General features: G+C 63.6%; 13 protein-coding genes and 1 pseudogene. 8 read left to right on the forward strand and 6 right to left on the reverse strand.

Annotation, left to right across the window (positions count from 1 at the left end):
- Window position 1: 1 nt before the first annotated feature.
- Both NKH95_RS23290 and NKH95_RS23295 read right to left on the reverse strand, forming a co-directional pair.
- On the reverse strand, window positions 2–736 hold the full coding sequence (locus NKH95_RS23290; RefSeq protein ID WP_023811364.1) for a 4Fe-4S dicluster domain-containing protein: 735 nt from the start codon (window positions 734–736) through the stop codon (window positions 2–4).
- Window positions 733–3,663, reverse strand: coding sequence for a molybdopterin oxidoreductase family protein (locus tag NKH95_RS23295; protein WP_352773371.1), 2,931 nt, complete (start codon window positions 3,661–3,663; stop codon window positions 733–735). The genes NKH95_RS23290 and NKH95_RS23295 overlap by 4 nt, the downstream gene beginning before the upstream one ends.
- Before the next feature lie 278 nt (window positions 3,664–3,941).
- Between NKH95_RS23295 and NKH95_RS23300 the strand changes: the two genes are divergently transcribed.
- Complete coding sequence (locus tag NKH95_RS23300; protein ID WP_352439635.1) at window positions 3,942–4,844, forward strand: LysR substrate-binding domain-containing protein; 903 nt, start codon at window positions 3,942–3,944, stop codon at window positions 4,842–4,844.
- Window positions 4,845–4,988: 144 nt separating this feature from the next.
- Here the strand turns inward: NKH95_RS23300 and NKH95_RS23305 are convergent.
- The 4 genes and pseudogenes from NKH95_RS23305 to NKH95_RS23320 form a co-directional block, all read right to left on the reverse strand.
- Window positions 4,989–6,244: pseudogene (locus tag NKH95_RS23305) on the reverse strand (Hsp70 family protein).
- Between the two features lie 269 nt (window positions 6,245–6,513).
- A complete protein-coding gene (locus tag NKH95_RS23310; RefSeq protein ID WP_027161734.1) occupies window positions 6,514–7,305 on the reverse strand; it encodes a TIGR02186 family protein in 792 nt (263 codons plus the stop codon).
- A complete protein-coding gene (locus NKH95_RS23315; protein WP_023811359.1) occupies window positions 7,305–8,228 on the reverse strand; it encodes a sulfite exporter TauE/SafE family protein in 924 nt (307 codons plus the stop codon). Before NKH95_RS23315 ends, NKH95_RS23310 begins: the two co-directional genes overlap by 1 nt.
- A gap of 191 nt (window positions 8,229–8,419) precedes the next feature.
- Window positions 8,420–12,481 (reverse strand): peptidoglycan-binding protein, encoded by a 4,062-nt coding sequence (locus tag NKH95_RS23320; RefSeq protein WP_352893325.1) that lies wholly within the window; start codon window positions 12,479–12,481, stop codon window positions 8,420–8,422.
- 455 nt (window positions 12,482–12,936) lie between these two features.
- Between NKH95_RS23320 and NKH95_RS23325 the strand changes: the two genes are divergently transcribed.
- From NKH95_RS23325 to NKH95_RS23355, 7 genes are all read left to right on the forward strand, one after another.
- Window positions 12,937–13,395, forward strand: coding sequence for a MerR family transcriptional regulator (locus NKH95_RS23325; RefSeq protein ID WP_127811260.1), 459 nt, complete (start codon window positions 12,937–12,939; stop codon window positions 13,393–13,395).
- A gap of 306 nt (window positions 13,396–13,701) precedes the next feature.
- A complete protein-coding gene (locus tag NKH95_RS23330) occupies window positions 13,702–15,513 on the forward strand; it encodes an acyl-CoA dehydrogenase (protein WP_023811356.1) in 1,812 nt (603 codons plus the stop codon).
- A gap of 121 nt (window positions 15,514–15,634) precedes the next feature.
- On the forward strand, window positions 15,635–16,804 hold the full coding sequence (locus NKH95_RS23335) for an acyl-CoA dehydrogenase family protein (RefSeq protein ID WP_023811355.1): 1,170 nt from the start codon (window positions 15,635–15,637) through the stop codon (window positions 16,802–16,804).
- 32 nt (window positions 16,805–16,836) lie between these two features.
- Window positions 16,837–18,045, forward strand: coding sequence for an acetyl-CoA C-acetyltransferase (locus NKH95_RS23340; protein WP_352893327.1), 1,209 nt, complete (start codon window positions 16,837–16,839; stop codon window positions 18,043–18,045).
- A 14-nt stretch (window positions 18,046–18,059) separates the two neighbouring features.
- Entirely contained in the window at window positions 18,060–20,279 is a 2,220-nt protein-coding gene (locus NKH95_RS23345) for a 3-hydroxyacyl-CoA dehydrogenase NAD-binding domain-containing protein (RefSeq protein ID WP_352673603.1), read from the forward strand.
- A 65-nt stretch (window positions 20,280–20,344) separates the two neighbouring features.
- On the forward strand, window positions 20,345–20,899 hold the full coding sequence (locus NKH95_RS23350; RefSeq protein WP_023811352.1) for a thioesterase family protein: 555 nt from the start codon (window positions 20,345–20,347) through the stop codon (window positions 20,897–20,899).
- Window positions 20,900–21,014: 115 nt separating this feature from the next.
- Window positions 21,015–21,683, forward strand: coding sequence for a S24 family peptidase (locus NKH95_RS23355; protein ID WP_352439629.1), 669 nt, complete (start codon window positions 21,015–21,017; stop codon window positions 21,681–21,683).
- The last annotated feature ends 6 nt before the right edge of the window (window positions 21,684–21,689 follow it).

Below are 21,689 nucleotides of genomic sequence, written 5' to 3' on the forward strand. Positions count from 1 at the left end.
GTCAGTTCGAAAGCATGCGGTCGACCCAGCCGAGGAAACCGCCTTCGGCCCGCACCGGTTCGAGTGCGGGTGCTGCCACCGATGCGGCGCGCGTGGTGTGGGCGCGCGGCGGCAGGTATTTGTTGGTCGGGCGATAGCCGAGCTCAGGCATCAGGTCGACGCCGCCACGCTCCGCCACCAGTTGCGAAACCGCCGATAGGGGATCGCCGAGATCGCCGAAATGCCGGGCGCTGGTCGGGCAGGCGGCGACGCAGGCCGGTACGCGGTCCTCTTCGGCCAGATTGTCATTGTAGATGCGGTCGACGCACAGCGTGCACTTCTTCATCACCCCGACGTCCGTATCGAATTCTCGCGCGCCATAGGGACAGGCCCAGCTGCACAATTTGCAGCCGATGCACTTGTCCTCGTCGATCAGCACGATGCCGTCCGAGGCCCGCTTGTAGGAGGCGCCGGTCGGGCAGACGGTGACGCAGGCCGGTGTCTCGCAATGCAGGCAGGAACGCGGAAAATTGACGGTGCGCCCGCCCATCTCGGTCGTGTGCTCGTAAGCGTGCACGCGGTTGAACCAGACGCCGTCGACATGGCCGCCATAGGGGTCGATGTCGGTCAGCGGTGCCATGTGGCCGCCGGTGTTCCATTCCTTGCAGGCGGTGACGCAGGCCTGGCAGCCGACGCAGGTGTCGAGATCGATGACGAGGCCGAGCTTCTTGCCGCTTTGGCTTGGCAGACAGGTCATTCGGTCGCCTCTCTTGCCCTGCGGAATTCGGCACCGAAGCGAAGGATGTCGGGTGAGGGTTCGAAATGCGGCGGCTGCCGGAAACGCTCGAATTGCGGCTCGGTGAAGCCGGCTTCTTCGGCTGCGCATTTGACGATGCGCACGCGCAGGTCGAACCAAGCCGCCTGGCCGGTGACCGGATCGGAATTCGAATAGCGCTTGCCCTGAGCGTCAGCCGAGGTCTGGTCGCCGATGATATGGTTGAGCAGGAAGCCACGGTTGCTCTCGGCCGCGTCGTCCTTCAGCCCCCAGCTGCCGCGCCGCTTGCCGATGGCGTTCCAGGTCCAGACCGTGCTTTCGTTGACCCCGTCGATCAGCTTGATCTGCCCCTTCACCCTGCCGTTGATGCTTTCGATCCACACCCAGTCGTCATCGACAAGGCCAAGGCCAGCTGCCGTCCGGTGATGCACGAACAGCCGGTTCTGGCTGGTGATCTGCCGCAGCCACGCATTCTGCGAGCCCCAGGAATGGTACATGTGCATCGGCCTCTGCGTCAGCGCATGCAGCGGATATTCTTCCAGGTCGACGGCCGCTTCCTCGAAGGGCATGTGCCAGAAGGGCAGCGGGTCCATGTAGGTCTCGATGCGCTGGCGGTCACCCTTTGGTGGCAAGACAGGGCCATGCCCACGCGCGGCAAGGCGGAAGCGCTGCAGCGGTTCGGAGTAGAGCTGGAAGACGATCGGCTCGGCCTTGGGGATAAAGCCCATGCTCTCGGCGAAGTCGAGATAGGAGCGGTTGGCCATCTTGTAGTAGCGCTGGTCGTCGGCGAAATCGTGATGCCAGAAGCCGCCATTGTCGATGTAGCGCTGCAGCTGGTCCGGGTTGGCCTCGCCCCTGCCGGTCGAGGTCCCGTCCTTGCCGCGCCAGCCGGCGAGCGGGCCGATGCCGGGCGTGCGCTCATGATTGACGATGTAGTCGGCGTAGTCGCGGTATTTGGCCGTGCCGTCCTCATCGACGAAACCGGGCATGCCGAGCCGGGCGCCGAGTTCGATCAGCACCGACTGGAACGGCCTGACGTCGCGGTCCGGCTCGACGACGGGATAGCGGATGGCGTCGCCCGGTCCGTCGGCATGGCTGATGGGCCGGTCGAGCAGGCTGATGCAATCATGCCGCTCGAGATAGGTGGTATCCGGCAGCACCAGGTCGGCGAACGGCACGGTCTCGGAATAATAGGCATCGGAATAGATGATGAAGGGAATCTTGTAGTTGCCCGCTTCGTCGCTGTCGGTCAGCATGGCAATGGTCTCAACGGTGTTCATCGAGGAATTCCACGCCATGTTCGACATGTACATCATCAGCGTGTCGATCTTGTAGGGATCGCCGGCCCAGGCATTGCGGATGACGGTGTGCATCAGGCCGTGTGCCGCCAGCGGTGCGTCCCAGGAATAGGCCTTGTCGATGCGAAGCGGCGTGCCGGCCTCATCGACCAGCAAATCGTCCGGCCCACAGACGAAACCGAGCGGCATGCCGTCAAGCGGCGTCATCGGCTTGACGGTCTTGCCGGCTGGCTTGGGACCGGGCGGAGCGGAGCGGGGGTAGGGCGGCTTGAAACGGAAGCCGCCGGGAACATCCACCGTGCCCAGCAACACCTGGAGGAGATGGATGGCGCGGCAGGTGTGAAAGCCGTTCGAATGGGCCGAGATGCCGCGCATGGCGTGCATCGAAACAGGCCGCCCCTTGATCGTCTCGTGCCGGCGCCCGGCCCAATCGATCCACGCGATCGGCAGTTCGATCGTCTGTTCGAAGGCGACATGCGCAAGTTCGGCGGCGATCCTGCGGATCGTATCGGCGGCAATGCCGCAGCGCTCGGCGACCGCATCCGGCGCATAGCTCTCATCGAGGTAGCGGTCGGCGATGAGCTGGAACACCGAGACGCAGTGGCGCCCGCCGATCGTGAAGCTGCCCGTCAGTGCCGGTTTCGCACTGGCATCGGTGGCGCCGACAGGCGTCTTCGCAACCCTGTCCCACGCCAGGGGATTGCCGTCGGCGTCGCGCACGAACAGCCCGTCATCGGCGGCACCCGGCTCCTGCACGACGAGAACATGGGCATTGGTGTAGCGCAGCAGGTAATCGAGATCGACGCGGCCCGCCTTGAGCAATTCGTGGATGAGGGCGAACACGAACAGCCCATCGGTGCCGGGCCGGATGCCGATCCAGTCGTCTGCGATGGCATTGTAGCCGGTGCGGCACGGATTGATCGAGACGACCTTGGCGCCGCGCGCCTTGAGTTTGCCGAGGCCGATCTTGATCGGGTTGGAATCGTGATCCTCGGCGACGCCAAACAGCATGAAATACCGGGTGTTGTCCCAGTCGGGCTCGCCGAACTCCCAGAACGAACCGCCGATCGTGTAGAGACCGCCGGCCGCCATGTTGACCGAGCAGAAGCCGCCATGGGCGGCAAAGTTCGGCGTGCCGAACTGGCTCGCCCACCAGCCGGTCAGCGACTGCGACTGGTCGCGGCCGGTGAAGAAGGCCAGTTTCTTGGGGTCGGTCCGGCGGATGGCCGAGAGCCGTTCGGTGGCGATCGAAAACGCCTCTTCCCACTCGATCTCGCGGAATTCGCCGGAGCCGCGAGGGCCGGTGCGCAGCAATGGCTTCTTCAGCCTTGCCGGGCTGTAGTGCTGCATGATGCCGGAGCTGCCCTTGCCGCAGATCACGCCGCGATTGACCGGGTGGTCCTTGTTGCCGTTGATGTAGCGGACCTTGCCATCCTTGATGTGCACATCGATGCCGCAGCGGCAGGCGCACATGTAGCAGGTCGTCTTGGCGATGCTGTCGGAAACATCAGGCGAGGTGTCGACGCCGTCGCCTTCGTCAGGCGCTCGCGTGTCGGCAAGCGGGCGTTGCGATGGTGCCGAATTCGCGCCGCGCGGCGGTCCCTGCATCATGATCCGGTGGCGCCTGTACGGCCCATGGATTTGGCCCGCGTCTTCGGTCCGGGGCCGCGCATGTAATGCTCTTCCGGGTGGTAGCGATCGCCGGCCAGCCGCCGTCTTATGCCGCGGGTCCAATGCGCAAGCAGGGATCTGAACCGCCCGATCATTCTGTTCTCTGCGATCTCTCGGCGAATTTTTTCTAACTTCGTTCGAAAACTTAGAATAAAGCTATCGATCTGTCTAATCAGTTGTTCTTGTAAATTCGATCGATATTGGTTCTTAATGCAGACATGACCCTGGACCAGTTGCGGATTTTCGTCGCCGTCGCAGAGCGCGGCCATATGACCAAGGCGGCGGAACTGCTGGGCATTTCGCAGTCGGCCGCATCGGCCGCCATCCGGGCGCTTGAAGAACAGCACGGCGTCCATCTGTTCAACCGCGTCGGCCGCAACATCGAGCTTGCCCAGACCGGCCACCGGTTCCTGCCGGAGGCCAAGGCCGTGCTCGAGCGGGCCGCCGCCGCGCGCAATGTGCTGGAGCATGTCTCACAGACCGTCACCGGCAGCCTCTCGATCGCCGCCAGCCAGACCATCGCCAGCTACTGGCTGCCGCGCCGGCTGGCTTCCTTCCACGAAGCCTATCCGGCCGTCAGGCTGAGCGTCTCCATCGGCAACACCAGGCAGGTCGAGGCCAATGTCCTCGATGGCGCTGCGGATCTCGGCCTGGTCGAAGGCCGCACCGAGTCCGACATACTGCGCCGCACCAAGGTCGACGTCGACAGGCTGATGCTGGTGGTTGCCAGCGCGCATCCGGAGATCCCCGAAGTCGCGCCCGGCCGCCCTGACATCAAGGGTCTGCGCTGGATCATCCGCGAGGGTGGTTCGGGTACGCGCGAGGTGCTGGAGGATCTGGCGCGCCACGAAGGGATTTCGCTCGCCGACCTCCAGATATTCCTGGTGCTGCCGAGTAATGAGGCTATCCGCCAGGCGGTCGAGGCAGGAGCCGGCGCCACCATCATTTCGGAGCTTGTCGTGGCCCGCGCCGTGGCCGAAGGCGGTCTGAGATCGGTGCCGCTCGAACTGCCGAAACGCGACTTCGCCATGATCACTCATCGCGATCGCCAGGCAAGCCTGGCCCAGATGGCGCTCAAGGCACATCTGGGTACGGAGATGAACGGGTCCGCGCCAAGATAGGGTCCGTTGAGATTCAGGTCAGGCCGAGTCGAAAATGGCTGACGCCGAGAACCGGAGCGGAGCGTACTTAAAGTACGTGAGCACCGGAAGCGCAGGTACCAGCCATTTGCAGGCCGGCATCACCTGAATATCAATGGACCCTGATCAGCCGAACTTCCGTTGGGCATTTAGCGCCAGCCCAAGTCCGACCGAGCCGAACATGTCGCCTTCGATGACGGACGCCTGCGGCACCAGCGACAGGATTTCTCGTCTGGCCAGCGGGATCGCGGTCGATCCGCCAGTCAGGAACACCGCGGTGATGTCGGATGGCTTCACCTGGGCGTCACGGATGGTCTGCGCCACCGTTGCTGTGACACGCTCGATATCCCTGGCGATCGTGGCATCCAGCCCGTTGCGCGTGATTTCGGCGGCGAACTCCGCACCCGGCAGCTTCACCACGACATCTGCGGACGATCTGTCGGTCAGCTGTATCTTGGCCTTCTCGACGAGTGCCGCCAGCGCGTGTCCATAGCGGTGTTCGACGATGTGGATGAAACGGCCGACCAGGTCGGCGCGCTCGGCCTCGTAGCGGATCTGGCGCAGATGCGTCATCGCCCTGGCGGTGTAGACCAGATTGATGCGCTGCCATGTCGCCAGATCGATGAAGTAGCTTGCCGCAGATTGCGCTTGCCGTCCTTGGTTGGCGTCAAATAGCCGAGCTGCGGCATCACATGGGCGATGCTCAGCTGCCGATCGAAATCCGTGCCGCCGATGTGGACGCCCCGGCTGGCCAGGATGTCGTCCTTGCGGTCGAGCGACCGGGAGCGCTGCGGTGAAACGCGCACGATCGAGAAGTCCGACGTGCCGCCGCCCATATCGATTATCAGCGCCAGTTCCTCGCGCGTCACCTTCTGCTCGTAGTCGAGCGCCGCCGCGATCGGCTCGAACTGGAAAGCGATGTGCTTGAAGCCCTGGGCACGCGCGGCGTTCTCGAGTTCGCTTTGCGCCTTCGCGTCGGCCTCGGCATCGTCATCGACGAATTGCACCGGCCGGCCAAGCACGACGGTCTCGACCGTATCGCCGGCATCTGCTTCCAGCCTCTTCTTGAGATGGCCGAGGAACATGCCGACGATCTCCAGGAAGCCGATCGACCGCGATTTGATGCGGGTCTTTTCATGGGCCAGCGAACTGCCGAGCACGCTCTTCAGAGAACGCATCAGCCGGCCTTCGACGCTGTCGGTGTAGTTGGCGATGGCGTGGCGGCCAAAGCAGGTGCGGTTGTCCTCGAAGTTGAAGAATACGGCACTGGGTAGCGTCACCTGGCCGTCCTCAAGCACGACGAGCCGCGGCTGCCCGTTGCGGACCACGCCAACGGTGGAGTTCGAAGTCCCGAAGTCGATGCCGCCGAAGGCTGGTCGCATGACAAGTTCCTGTATTTGTCGTCGGCGAGCCGACAGGCGCCGAGAAATCGCGCGCTGCCCGGGGACAGGCTGCTCTGCCGAACCGAATTGTTTGTGTCTGCCATTTGGCTGGGGAGCGCGGTCTACCGCATGCCTCGGCAAAGGGAAACCACTTTTCGGGGAAAGTTCTGAAGTGCGTCGCGGTTTGGCGGATTCACGCGACGCACTTCAGGTCTTGATTCGATGCATGTCGTTCTCCCAAAACCGGGGCCACTTTTGGGCGACATGCATTAGTCCCGCCGGAAGATCAGCCTTCCAAGCCAGCCAGTCAGCATGGCCAGCGATATCGCGAAGACGCCATAGAGGAACGAATAATTGTGCGCGACACGGAAGATCGACTGTTCGAAACCGGATTTGCGGATTTCGAGCTGGGCCGAGCTTTCCTTGATGAACAGGCCGCTCTTGAACAGGAACGCGCGGGCTTTATGGGTTCCAACTGGCACATTCGGTGCCAGCCTGACGGTGGCGCGGAAAAGGTTCTGCGACAAAAATTGCACGCCGCCGACATTCTCGCTGTAGAGGCCGGTCGCCGACTTGCGCTCCCGCAGTGCCGCCGTGAACTCCTCGATCGTCGCCGGGCTGTCGCCGGCATCGGCGGGCTGCATATAGAGGTTGGAGGCGCCGAGCGACAGCTGCTTGTAGCTGTTGGGTTCGGTGATGTCCTGCAGCGGCCGCGTCGTCGCCACCGAATAGGAGACGGGCACGTTTTCGAAGGTCTCGGAGTCCAGATTGACCCAGACGCCGAGCACCCTGTCCTTGCGGCGCACCACCACCGGCTTGGGCGGACCTTCGAGCACGACGATGACGTCGTAACGGCCTTGGCGCGCGACGAGTGGATCCGGGTTTTCCAGCGAACCGAAGATGGTCAGGTCGGCCCCGGAAAAGCCGGCGGTGATCGAGACGTTGTCGGTGGAGAGCCCGATCTGGATGCCTTCGGTCAGCGGGACCTGTGCCTTCGCCGGCACGGCGGCCGCAAGCAGCGACAGGACAATGGCGGTTGCGAATGTGTTGCGAGCCCTCATCAGTTGAGGCCCGCGGCAGACAGCGAATAGAGGTTGGGCGGGGTGACGAACAGATCGATCGCCAATCGTATCGCCACCGCCAGCACGAGCAGCGCCAGCAACGCCCTGAGCTGCTCGCCGCGCAGCCTCTGGCCGGCCTTGGCGCCGTACTGCGCACCGGCGACGCCGCCCGCCATCAGCAGGAAGGCCAGCACGACATCGACCGTCTGGTTGGTGGTGGCGTGGACCAGCGTCGTATAGGCGGAGGTGAAGATGATCTGGAACAGCGAGGTGCCGATGACGACGTTGGTCGGCACTTTCAGCAGATAGATCAGTGCCGGCACCATGATGAAGCCGCCGCCGACGCCCATGATCGACGACAGGAAGCCGATACCGGCGCCAAGGCCAAGTACGGGGATGACGCTGACGAACAGTTTTGACGCCCTGAACCGCATCTTCAGCGGCAAGCGGTGGATCCAGTTGTGCTGGCCGGATTTCTTCAGCACCGGCGCCGCACCGCTGCGCGTGGCGCGTAGCGCATTGACGCTTTCGACCAACATCAGCCCGCCGACGGTGCCGAGCAGCACGACGTAGAGCAGCGAGATGAACAGGTCGAGCTGGCCGAGGCGGCGCAGGAAGGCGAAGACGTAGATGCCGCCGGTGGAGCCGACAATGCCGCCGGCCAGCAACACCCCGCCGAGCTTGAAATCGAGCGTACCGCGCTTCATGTGCGAAAGGACGCCGGAGACGGAGGAGGCGATGACCTGGTTGGCGCCGGTGGCGACCGCGATCGCCGGGGGTATGTTGTAGAAGATCAAGAGCGGCGTGATGAGGAAGCCGCCGCCGACGCCGAACATGCCCGACAGGAAACCCACCGCCGCGCCCATGGCCAGCAGGACGAAGATATTGACGGAAATTTCCGCGATCGGGAGATAGATGCCCACCCGTCAGTCTCGATCAGTTCTGCCGTCGGCGAATGCAACCGTTGCGGGCATCTTGGACCGACAAGCCAATTCGTTCTTGCGGCGGAGGTGCTGCGAAGTCAAACCGCGCTACGCCGCCGAAACAAAAAACATCTCAATCAGTTAACAGGCGAATGTGTGGCAGAGGCGTCGTGGAAACGACGCCTCCGCCGTTATTTGCGCGCCAGCAGCGCCTTGACCAGTTTTTCATCGACTTCGCCGGTCGCCGGCATCTTGTTGTCGGTCTGGAAAGCCATGATCGCGGTCTTCGTCTTCTGGCCCATCTTGCCGTCGGCGCCGCCGGCGTCGTAGCCGTTCTTGTTGAGAATGCGCTGGATGTTCTGGACGGCCTTCTTCATGTCGATGCTGGCTGTCGTCTGCGGTGTGCCGTCCTGCCAGGATTCAGGAATGTCGGCCGAATTGGCCGCCGCATCCAACGGCTTGGCCTTCCACAGCTCAGTCGCGGCGCGGGCGCGTTCGAGCTGCTCGGGCCGCAGCGCATTGGCGATCTCGTCACGCTTGGCCGCCGCATCCTTGTCGCCGGTCTTGGCGACAAGCGCGAACCATTTGTAGGATTCCTCGAGGTTCTGTTTCATGCCGACGCCCTTAGCGGCGAGGATGCCGAGGTTGAACTGGCTGTCCTTGACGCCGACATCGGCCGCCGCCTGGAACCAGTGCGCGGCCGATTCATTGTCGGTCACGCCGTCTGCCGCCATGGCGAACAGGACGGCTAGATTGTGCATGCCGCTGGCGTTGCCCTGTGCTGCGGCAAGCTGGTACCAGGTCTTCGCCTTCTTGATGTCGCGCGCGACGCCGACGCCCTTTTCGTAGAAATTTCCGATGCGGTATTCGGCCGGCGCGAAGCCGAGTTCCGCCGATTTCTCGTACCACTTGGCCGCTGCCGCCATGTCTTCCTTGACGCCGCGCGACTCGGCATAGCGCGAGCCGATTTCGAACAGCGCCTTGGCGTCGCCGCCGGCGGCGGCATCACGCAAGGCGGGCGGGCCGGCGTCAGCGGGAATGTCGAACTTTGCCGTCGTCGCCGGCGAAGCGTCCACCGGCGGAACCGCGCCCGTGGTGTCCTTGGCGATGGTCGGCTCTGCCGCCATAGGCTGGATGCCGGTGTCGGTATCGGCAGCTTCCGGGGCGACCGGAACGGTCGAGGGCGGCGCAGCCGGGGCTGTTGTCTCGGACACCGCTGGGTTCGCATCGGCCGATGTGGCCAAGGCGACGGGCGCCGGAACCGGCTCGGCGGTCGGCGCGGCACCCATCGACGGCTCGGCGCCTGACGGCGTGGCAATCATGCTTTGCGCGGCCATGTCGTCCTTGGTTGCCGGTGCGGACGGCTCGGCCTGTCTGACGGCATGGTCCGGCGCGCTTTCCACTGCCGCGGGCTGCGCGTCCGTCTTTGGCTGGCTCGCGGCATCGAGCGAGGCGGTCTGCACCGGCTGCGAGGCGACGATCGGCGCGACATCGTTGCTCGCCACCTGGGCCGGATCAGCGAAGAAGGCCTTGCCCAGTTGCAGAGCGCCCAGCGCCAGCAGGATCGCGGTTGTCCCCATCAGGATTGGCTTGCGCCGTGCCTTGAGCAGGTCGCCGATCCGCAGCGCCTTCACCGGTCCGGTCACCGTCGACTGGCGCTTCAGCGCATCGGCCTCGGCGGCCGCGGCCTGCGCCGCGCGCCGGGCCGCGGCGATGAAATCCGATTTGGCGGCATCGGTGTCGCTGGGCTTGGCCGGCTGGCCGCGCTCGTCACGCACGCGCTTCATGATGGCATTGAGGTCAGGTGCGCCGGAGCCGGGCTCCAGCGGCCGGTTGGCCATTTTCGGATCGAGCGGCTCGTCGAGATCGACGCTCGGGATCGGGGCACTCGGCGCCGAGCCGGCCAGTGGCGGCATGTCCGCCTCCTTCTTGCCCTTGAAGGCGCGAGCCAGGCCACCGAACAACGACTTGCGGCCGCCTGCCTGTTCGCCTTTCTCGGCGATCGTGTCCGAACCGAGCGCGGCCATGGCAGCCGCCGCCGCAGCCTCGGCCGGCGTGCGCGTGCCGATACCAATACCCAGGTCGCCACGCGTACCCAGGTCGCCACGCGTACCCAGGTCGCCACGCGCACTCGGCTCGTTGCGCAGGATGGCGGCGGCACGGCCATCGAGATCGGCCATGTCCCCGGTCAATGGCAGGGGCTGATCGATATCCATCGACGGCGCGTCGACAGCCATTTTGGGCCGCCGGGCGCCGCGCCAGTTGCTCGGCTCGGCCGGTGCCGCATCCAGCAATTCGCTCATCGCCTCGACCGGCTCGCCGGGTTCGAGCGAACCTAGCCGGTCGACGATCTTGAGCAACGTGTCGTGGATGGCCTCGAACGTTCTCGAATTGCGCTCGTCGGAGCGCCGCGTCAGCGTTTCAAGTGTCTTCAAATCCTGGGCGAGGCCGGAAACCGCGGTCGTATTGGCGCTCGAACCGGCCAGCGATTGCACTGCGTTCTCGGCCGCTTCGCGCGCCGCGCCAAGGATGGAATCGCGGGTTCCTGCGAGCGACTTTTCAATTTCGTTGAGACGCGGGCTGATGTCCTCGAATTCCGGCAGCGGGGTGCTGGGCTTGGAAAGATGAGCGGACAGGCCGGCAACCTGTGCTTCCAGGCTGCGGATCAGCGCCGGATCGATGCCGGCGACCTGTGCGGCCGACGCGTCCAGCCGGCTTGAAATGTCTTCGAGCCGGCTCTCCAGGCCGCGGATCGCGGCTTCGCCCGCGGGATCGGGCACACGCGTTTCCATACGCTTGGCGAGCGCCGTAAAGCGGGCATCGATGGCTTCCATGATGCCGGCGCTGTCGACCTGCGGCATGCGCTGGTCGAGCCTGTCGGCAACCTCGTCCAGTCTGCGCTCGAGATCGCGGAACAGCATGTTGCCCTGTTCGATGGCGTCACCCTGGCGGCGTTCCATCATGCTCGACAGCACGTCGAAGCGCTGCTCCAGCCCATGGAAGATGTAGTCGGCGTCAGGCATGGCGGGCGCCTGGTCGATCTTGTCGGCGATGAGTGCGATCTGCTTGGCCAGGCGCTCCATCGCCTGCTCGGGCAGATTGGCGCGACCGCCGAGCTCGTCGACCCGACCGGACAGCGTGCTCAGCCGGTCCATGACCGCGTTGCCTGGACGATCCTGCGCCACTTCCTCGATCTGGCTGGCAAGCGAGTCGATCCGCCTCTCGATGCGCTCGAAAGCCTCGTGGTCGAATGAATTGGCTTGCGCCGCGACCGTGGATGCGACGATGGCGCGGGAGATCTCGTCCAGCCGCTCGTCGATCATGCCAAGTGTGTCGCTGCCGCGATTGTCCTGCTGGCTGGCGAAATGGTCGACAGCGCCGGCAAGCGTGCGCACCTTCTCCTCCAGCGAGCGCAGCGACAACGATTCCGGCAAATTGTTGACGGCATTGCTGATTTGCTCCAGCCGGGCCGTCAGAGCAGACAGGCCCGGGTCGTCCGAGCGCTTGCGCTGGTCGGCGTCGACGCGGTCTTCGAACGCCGTCCAGCGGCGATCGAAATCGTCCCAGCGGCGGTCGACCTTCTGCACGCTCTCTTCGCGTGCCAGCGTGTCGAGTGCGGCTTTGACCTGTTCGAGTTCGAGCCGCAGCATGTTGACGCTTCTGTCGTCGCTCTTCTCGGCCAGGGTCTGGATGGCGCCCGAAAGCCGCTCGAACTCAAGGCCGAGTTCAGCACTGCCCTTGGCCAAAGCACCGGGCCTTGCGCCTGACTGGAAAGCCCGCTCGATGTCCTTGCGCAGCGCTTCGAATTCCCGCTGCAGACCTGCGGTCATCTGGTGGCGCAGTTCCTCGCGCATGCCGCGCAATTCGCCGGCGATCTTGCCGACCATGGCAACGCCATCCTCCTGGCCGCGCACGCGATCGATATCGCGGGCAATGGCCTGGTAATTCTGCTCGAAAGCGGCGGCTCCCTGCATTGGGCTCTTCGGACGCGGCGCGGGCTGCGGGTCCTCATACCAGCGCTGCTGGCCGGAGGGCCGGGCGGCGGGATAGCGCGCGTCGGCACCATATTGGCGGGGATCGGGTTGGCGCAGATCTGGTTGGCGGGGATCGGAACGTGCCATCGGATCCTCGCGCGTCCGCTCCAGCCGCTGCTCCAGCGTCTCCAGCGACTGGTTCAACTGCTCGAGCGTGGTCTGCGGCCTGCGCTGCCTGCCGGCATTGAGTGTATCGAGATAGGACCGCTTGCTGTTCATCGGTGCGTCCGTCTTTCAGAATGGCTGGCTCGCGGCCAGTTCCCCCAGGTCCCTATCGGAACGAAGGCGACCGGCGGCGATGCCGCGGCGGAAGACGAGCTTCCCGGGCTCTCGCCCGCGCTCCGAAAAACCGTGAAAAATTCGATACAGGATAAACACGGGTAGCCGACGCGCCCACATTTCCCCCAACGTGGTAAACAACGCGTTAACCAAACTTAAGAAATCGAAAGGATGTCGGCTGCCGGCCTGACGGTGCGGCATAAAGGGCGGCGCGCAGAACGCCCTTGCGTCATCATGCGGCAATCGGTATAGAATTGACGTAAACGTAAAAGGCGCATTGAGCGCATGTTTGCGATTTGTTTGTTGAAACCACGACTGGAAGCAGGCCCCCGCTTCCAGTCAGGCGACGCACGGTCCGAGACCGCGACGCCACCAGACGGGGAAAGCCAGTGACCATGAAGCTTATCTCGGCCGGCGAGACCGCGGCCAATACCAATATATCTGCCGAAGCCGGCGAGGACCTCGTCCGCATCGGCGAGATGGCGAAGAAATATGGAGTGACGCTGCGCACGCTGCGTTTCTACGAAGACAAAGGCCTGCTCAACCCGCAGCGTGACGGGTCGACCCGTCTCTACACGCGCCGCGACAAGGCCCGCCTCAAGCTGATCCTGCTTGGCCGCAAGGTCGGGTTCTCGCTGCGTGACGTCAAGCAGATGATGGATCTCTACGATCCGACCGGTTCAAACACCAAGCAGCTCAAGCTCGCGCTGGACAAGTCGGAAAAGCAGCTTGCCCGCCTGCAGAAGCAAAGGGCGCTGATCGACGACGCCATCAACGAGCTGAGCGGCTCGATGTCGGCGGTGCGCCAGATGCTGAGCGAGCGTTCGGCGCCGCAGGCGAGCGCCGCCAGCTAAAGCAATTCCGTCCGGAGTTGCGCCAGACACCAAGTCGTCCGCTGATTGTCCAAGTTCTGTCGAGCCGCGTGGCCTGCCACGCGGCTTTCGTTGTCCTAGCCCACTCTTATGGCCTTTCGGCGCTGGCTTGCGCAACGTCGCGCCGCTACGCTCATTGCTCCAGTGGGCGGGGAATCTTGTCGCATCGAAAAAATTGACGTTTACGCAAACGTCAATTTTTGCTATCCCACTCCCAATATGGGTCCGCATGCCGCCCTGGCTTGTCTTCGGGGTATTCGGACCGGGTTTGCAGGGTGGAGAAAAAGCATGCCGACATACAGGGCTCCGGTACAGGATACGCTGTTCGTGCTCAACGAGGTTCTGGGTTACCAGCGTTATTCGAACCTTCCCGGATTTGCCGATGCCACGCCCGATGTACTCGAGGCGATCCTCGCCGAAGGCGCCAAGCTCGCCGAAAACGTCATGCATCCGCTGAACCGTGTCGGCGACATGGAAGGCTGTGTGCGTCACGACGATGGCTCGGTGACCACGCCGAAAGGCTTCAAGGAGGCCTTCGACCAGTATCGTGAGGGCGGCTGGATGGGATTGGCCGCACCCGTCGAGTTCGGCGGCCAGGGCCTGCCCTATGCCGTGCACACCGCTGTCGCCGAATATATGGTCTCGGCCAATATGTCCTTGATGATGTATCCGGGCCTGACGCAGGGTGCGATCGCCGCGATCATCACCCACGGCACCGACGAGCAGAAGGCGACATGGTTGCCGAGGATGATCGAGGGTGCCTGGACCGGCACCATGAACCTGACCGAGCCGCATTGCGGCACGGACCTCGGCCTGTTGCGCACCAAGGCGGTGCCGAACGGCGATGGCACCTATAAAATTTCAGGCCAGAAGATCTTCATCTCGGCCGGCGAACACGACATGTCGGACAACATCGTCCATCTGGTTCTGGCCCGCATCGAGGGCGCGCCGGAAGGCGTCAAGGGCATCTCGCTGTTCATCGTGCCGAAGCTCAAGCTCGACCCGTCGGGCAATCCGGGCACCAGGAACACCGTCTCCTGCGGCTCCATCGAGGAGAAGATGGGCATCCATGGCAATTCGACCTGCGTCATGAACTATGACGAGGCTGAGGGCACGCTGCTCGGCGAGGCCAATGGCGGCCTGAAGGCGATGTTCACGATGATGAACGAGGCGCGCCTTGGTGTGGGCCTGCAAGGGCTTTCGCTGTCGGAGATCGCCTACCAGAACGCTGTCGGCTACGCCAAGGACCGTTTGCAGGGCCGCTCATTGTCGGGGCCGAAGGCGCCGGACAAGAAGGCCGACCCGATCATCGTCCATCCCGACATCCGCCGCAGCCTGATGACCATGAAAGCCTTCAACGAGGCCGGCCGCGCGCTGGCGCTGTGGACGGCGATCAAGTCCGATATTGCCCACCGCTCCGGCGACGATAAGGACCGCCAGGCCGCCGACGATTACACCGGCCTGATGACACCGGTGGTCAAGGGCGTGCTCACGGACAAAGGGTTCGACCACGCCGTCATGGCGCAGCAGGTGTTCGGCGGTCACGGCTATATAGAAGAGCATGGCATGAGCCAGTTCGTGCGCGATGCCCGCATCGCCATGATCTATGAAGGCGCCAACGGCATCCAGGCGCTCGACCTCGTCGGCCGCAAGCTCGGCCTGAATGGCGGCCGCGCCGTGCAGGCCTTCTTCAAGGAGGTCGGTGAGTTCTGCGAGGAGAACCGCTCCGACGAGAAGATGGCGCCATTCACCAAGGCGCTGAAGAAAGGTCTCAACGATTTGCAGGCGGCGACCATGTGGCTGGTGCAGAACGGCATGGCCAAGCCCGACAATGCCGGTGCGGCCTCGACCGACTACATGCATCTCTTCGGCCTGGTTGCTCTGGGCTATATGTGGGCGCAGATGGCCAAGGTGGCACTTGGCAAGACTGACGCCAATGGCGCGCAATCCTCTTATGAAAACAACGTGGCTTTCTACGACAACAAGGTCGTGACGGGGCGCTTCTTCATGGAGCGGATCATGCCGGAGACGTCGGCGCATCTCGCCCGCATTTCGAGCGGCGCCGACACATTGATGGCACTGCCGGCGGAAGCGTTCTAAAGATGACCTGCGTCCCCCTCCCTCTCGAGGGGAGGGTGGCCCGAAGGGCCGGGAGGGGTCGTTGCGGCAGTGCGCCGGCTTCAGTTTCGATGATGCATCTCGGGAGGAGTATCATACCAGCATGACCAACCCAGCTGAAATCCTTGGCCTTCCGAAGCCCGCCTGGGCGGCGGACGAGGTCGGCATGCTCTACGACATGGCGCATCGCTTCATGTCGGAGGAGATCGCGCCGCGCTACGACGAGTTCGAGAAGAACGAGATGGTCGATCGCGAAAGCTGGCTGAAGGCAGGTTCCGCCGGCCTGCTCTGCGCCTCGATGCCGGAGGAATATGGCGGTTCCGGCGGCACATTCGCGCATGAGAGCGCTATCATCGAGGCTATCGGCCATGTCGGTGTCGACGGGTTCGGCATCGGCCTGCACAATTCGATCGTCGCCCCTTACATCCTCCACTACGGCTCCGAGGAGCAGAAAAAGAAATGGCTGCCGAAACTGGCGACCGGCGAGCTGATCGGCGCCATCGCCATGACCGAGCCCGGCGCCGGCTCTGACCTGCAGGGCGTCAAGACGCGGGCGCAGAAGGATGGCAATCAATACAAGATCAACGGCTCCAAGACCTTCATCACCAATGGGCAGCTTGCGAACTTCATCATCGTCGTCACCAAGACCGATCCGGAGAAGGGCGCCAAGGGCACCTCACTGATCGTCGTCGAGACCGACGAGGTCGAAGGTTTTCAGCGCGGCCGTAACCTCGACAAGATCGGGCTCAAGGCCAACGACACGTCGGAGCTGTTCTTCAACGACATGCGCGTGCCGACCTCCAACCTGCTCGGCCACGAGGAAGGGCAGGGCTTCGTCCAGTTGATGCAGCAACTGCCGCAGGAGCGACTGCAGATCGGCACCGGCGCCATTGCGATGATCGAGCGGGCGCTGGCGCTGACTATTCGTTACGTCAAGGAGCGCAAGGCGTTCGGCAAGGCGATCATCGATTTCCAGAACACCCAGTTCAAGCTGGCCGAACTCAAGACCGAGGCCACCATCGGCCGCGTCTTCTACAATGATTGCGTCACCCGCCACATCGCCGGCGGCCTCGATCCTGTGACCGCGTCGATGGCCAAGTACTGGCTCAGCGACCTGCAGGGAAAAGTCGTCGACGAATGCCTTCAACTGCATGGCGGCTATGGCTACATGAATGAATATCCGATCGCCCGCATGTTCCGCGACGCTCGCGTCCAGCGCATCTACGGCGGCACCAATGAGATCATGAAATTGCTGATCGGCCGCTCTCTCTGAGGGCAACGACCGGCAAACCCAAGGAGCAAGCAATGGCTGAAGCTTATGTCTATGACGCTGTGCGCACACCGCGCGGCAAGGGCAAGAAGGAGGGATCGCTGCACGAGGTGCCGGCGGTGCGGCTTGCCGCCAAGACGCTCGAGGCGCTGCGCGACCGCAATGGGCTCGACACCGGCAATGTCGATGACATCATCTTCGGCTGCGTCGATCCGGTCGGCGAAGCCGGCTCGGTCATTCCGCGCGCCGCCGCCTTCGAGGCCGGCTACGACACCAAGGCGCCCGGCATGCAGATCTCACGCTTCTGCGCTTCCGGGCTCGACGCCATCAATTTCGGCGCCGCCAAGATCGCGCAGGGCGCCGATGAGATCGTCATTGCCGGCGGCGTGGAATCGATGTCGCGTGTCGGCATGGGCGCCTCGGGCGGCGCCTGGTTCATGGATCCTTCGGTCGGCCTGCCCGGCTGGTTCGTGCCGCAAGGCATCTCGGCCGACCTGATCGCCACCAAATACGGCTTCAGCAGAGACGACGTCGACGCCTATGCGGTCGAGAGCCAGAAGCGCGCCGCCAAATCCTGGGCCGATGGCCGCTTCAAGAATTCCGTCGTCCCGATCAAGGACCAGAACGGCCTGACCATCCTCGACCATGACGAACATATGCGCCCGTCCACCGACATGCAGTCGCTGGCCTCGCTCAACCCGTCCTTCGTCATGCCAGGCGAAATGGGCGGCTTCGATGCCGTCGCCGTGCAGAAGCATCCCGAGGTGGAAGAGGTCAATCACGTCCATCATGCCGGCAATTCGTCCGGCATCGTCGACGGCGCCGCCGCCGTGCTGCTCGGTTCGAAGAAGGCGGGCAAGGCGATGGGGCTGAAGCCGCGCGCGCGCATTCGTACCTTCGCCAACATCGGCTCCGAGCCGGTGCTGATGCTGACCGGCCCGGTCGACGTCACCGAGAAGCTGTTGAAGCGCGCCAAGATGAAGCTCTCGGACATCGACCTGTTCGAGCTCAACGAAGCCTTCGCTTCGGTGGTGCTGCGCTACATGCAGGCGTTCGACATCGATCACGACAAGATCAACGTCAATGGCGGCGCTATCGCTATGGGTCATCCGCTCGGCGCCACCGGCGCGATGATCTTCGGCACGGTGCTGGACGAACTCGAGCGCCGCGATCTCAACACCGCTCTGGTGACGCTGTGCATCGGCGCCGGCATGGGAACCGCAACCATCATCGAACGCGTCTGACGGGGAGAGAAACGATGAGCTACACCAATTTCACCCTCGACATCGACGCCGACGGCATTGCGCTGGTCACCTGGGACATGCCTGGCCGCTCGATGAACGTTTTCACCGAAGAGGCGATGCGGGAATTGAACGCCATCGTCGACAAGGTGGCTGGTGACGCCGCCATCAAGGGTGCGGTGATCACCTCCGGCAAGGACACCTTCTCCGGCGGTGCCGACATCACCCTGCTGCAGAAGATGCTGACGACCTTCGCCGCGGAAAAGGGCAAGGACGCCGAAAAGGCGACCAAGGCGCTGTTCGACAATGCCGGCATGATGACCGGCCTGTTTCGCAAGCTGGAAACTTGCGGAAAGCCGTGGGTGTCCGCGATCAACGGCACCTGCATGGGCGGCGCCTTCGAATTGTCGCTCGCCTGCCACGGCCGTGTCGCCGCCGACAGCGACAAGGTGAAGATGGCGCTTCCGGAGGTGAAGATCGGCATCTTCCCGGGCGCCGGCGGCACCCAGCGCGTGCCGCGGCTGACCGATCAGCAGCAGGCGCTGCAGATGCTGACCTCCGGCCAGACACTGTCGCCGCAGAAGGCCAAGTCTATGGGCCTGATCCATGAGATCGCCGAGCCGGTCAGATTGGTCGAGACCGCCAAGGCGATGATCAGGAACGGCCTGAAGCCGGTCGCTCCTTGGGACGAGAAGGGTTTCAAGCTGCCCGGCGGCCCGATCTACTCGGTGGCGGGCGCCAATCTGTGGCCACCGGCCATCGCCATCCTGCGTCGCGAGACCTACGGCAACTATCCCGCCGCCGCCGCGATCCTCAAATGCGTCTATGAAGGCCTGCTGGTGCCGTTCGACACCGCCTTGCGCATCGAGCAGCGCTATTTCACCGAGATCATGCAGACCAGGGAAGCGGCGGCGATGATCCGCTCGTTGTTTGTGTCGCTGCAGGAACTGAACAAGGGCGCCCGCCGCCCAGCCGGCGTGCCCGAAACCAAGTTCAAGAAGGTCGGCATTCTCGGGGCCGGCTTCATGGGCGCGGGCATCGCCTATGTCACCGCCAAGGCCGGCATCCCGGTGGTGCTGCTCGACCGTGATCTGGAGTCGGCTACCAAGGGCAAAGCGCATTCCGACGGCCTGATCTCGGATCAGGTTAAGAAGGGCCGCGCCAAGCCGGAGGACAAGGACAAACTGCTGTCGCTGATCACGCCGACGGCGGACTATGCCGACCTTGCCGGCTGCGATCTGGTGGTCGAGGCCGTTTTCGAGGATTCGAGCGTGAAGAAGAGCGCCACCGAACAGGCGGAAGCCGTGCTGAAGCCATCGGCGATCTTCGCGTCGAACACCTCCACCATCCCGATCTCGTCGCTGGCCAAGAATTCGGCGCGGCCGAAGAATTTCATCGGCATCCATTTCTTCTCGCCGGTCGACAAGATGATGCTGGTCGAGATTATTTTGGGCAAGAAGACCGGCGACAAGGCGCTGGCCACCGCGATCGACTTCGTTCGCGCCATCAAGAAGACGCCGATCGTCGTCAACGACACGCGCGGCTTCTACGTCAATCGCTGCGTGCTGCGCTACATGTCGGAAGCCTACAAGATGCTGATCGAAGGCGTTCCCGCGCCGATGATCGAGAACGCGGCGAAGGCAGCCGGCATGCCGGTCGGCCCCCTGGCGCTGACCGACGAGACCGCCATCGACCTTGCCCAGAAGATCATGAAGCAGACCATCAGGGATTTGGGCGACAAGGCGGTCGATCCCAAGCAGATGGCGCTGATCAACACCATGGTCGACGATCACGGCCGCTTCGGCCGCAAGAACGGCAAGGGTTTTTACGATTACCCGGCAAAGCCCGCCAAGAAGAAGCTGTGGCCGGGCCTTAGGGATCTCTATCCGCAGCTTGCACCCGAGAAGGTCGATTATGGGGAACTGCAGCAGCGGCTGCTGGTCACCATCGCGCTGGAAGCGGCGCGGGTGATGGAAGAAGGCATCGTCACCGACCCGCGCGAGGCCGATGTCGGCTCGATCCTCGCTTTCGGCTTCGCTCCCTACACCGGCGGTGCGCTGTCCTACATCGACGGCATCGGCGCCAAGGCGTTCGTCAAGATCGCCAAGAACCTGCAGAAGAAATACGGCGCCGAGTTCAAGGCACCCAAGCTGCTGCTCGACATGGCCGAGAAGGGCGAGACCTTCTACCAGCGCTTCGATCCCTATGCGAAAGGCGACGTGAAGCAGGCAGCCTGACGCATGGGTAAAATCAGGAGTCTTACAGCGTCCTTTGCGCGTCCAAGAGGACGCGCGGCGCTGTAATGTATGTCTGGGCGCGCATGGTGCGCATGATGGCCACGGCACGCAGCCGTGGCCCCTATGTGATGGGCGGCGAAGGCCGGCTGGCTTTCCGCTGCCTGCCGACCGACATCGATTTCAACATCCATCTCAACAATGCGCGCTACATGATGCTGGCCGATCTCGGCCGCATCGACCTGTTTGTTCGTGCAGGCCTCATCACGCTGGCAAGGAAGAATGGCTGGGCGCCGATGATGGGCGGACTGCAGGCGGTCTATGCACGCGAGATCAGGCTGTGGCGCCGCTTCGAAGTGGTGTCCTCGATCGAGACCTGGGAAGGCACCCAGGTTGTCGGCAAGCACCGCTTCGTCCTCGACAATGGCGAGACGGCCGCGTTGATCCTGACGACAGCCGGCGTCTACGATCGCAAGGCTCGCAACTTTCTTGAGATTGACGAGGTCGTTGCGGCACTTGGTCGTGCCGTGAACCCGCGGCCACCGACGCAAACGGAGCGGATTTTCATGACATCGCACCAGGGTCTGCGCAGCTTGGCCAAGGGCGTCGATCGATCCCGGTAATCGGACTTTCCGCGATCGACGGGAACGTTTGCAACCACTCCACGACCGGTGGACAAAACGACATTCCAAGACTAGAAGGGAAAGGTATTTTTTCCTGCACCGAAGGAGAGCGAGCATGCTCTCGCACGACCGAGTCTGGGCTGCCATCGATGCTCTTGCCAAGCGCTATTCGCTTTCGGCCTCGGGTTTGGCCAAGCGTGCGGGGCTCGATTCCACTGCCTTCAACAAGTCGAAGCGTTTGTCGTCGGATGGCCGGCCGCGCTGGCCCTCGACCGAATCACTGGCCAAGATCATCGAGGCGACGGGCGCCTCACTCGACGAATTCACCAGTCTGATCGAAGGCCGGCCCGGGATCAGCAATGGTGCCTCGACCAGCAATGCCGCTTCGGTCGCCCGCAGAAGCTCCGTGCCGTTGCTCGGCTTTGCCCAAGCCGGCGCAGGCGGCTTCTTCGACGATGCCGGCTTTCCAGTCGGGCAGGGTTGGGATCTGGTCGAACTGCCGGCGCAATCGACCGAGAGCTCCTACGCGCTGCAGGTGCAGGGCGATTCCATGCTGCCGCTCTACCGCAATGGCGACGTCCTCATCGTCGAACCGGGCGCCGTCACCCGCAAGGGCGATCGCGTCGTTGTCAAGACCACATCAGGTGAGGTGATGGCCAAGGTGCTCGAGCGCCAGAGCGTCAAGTCGATTGCGCTGGTCTCGCTCAATCCCGATCATCCCGACCGCGACATTCCCATGCGCGATGTCGAGTGGGTGGCACGGATTGTCTGGGCAAGCCAATAGGTCAGG

It is taken from the genome of Mesorhizobium sp. M0848, assembly GCF_040319805.1.
Taxonomy (GTDB): Bacteria; Pseudomonadota; Alphaproteobacteria; order Rhizobiales; family Rhizobiaceae; genus Mesorhizobium.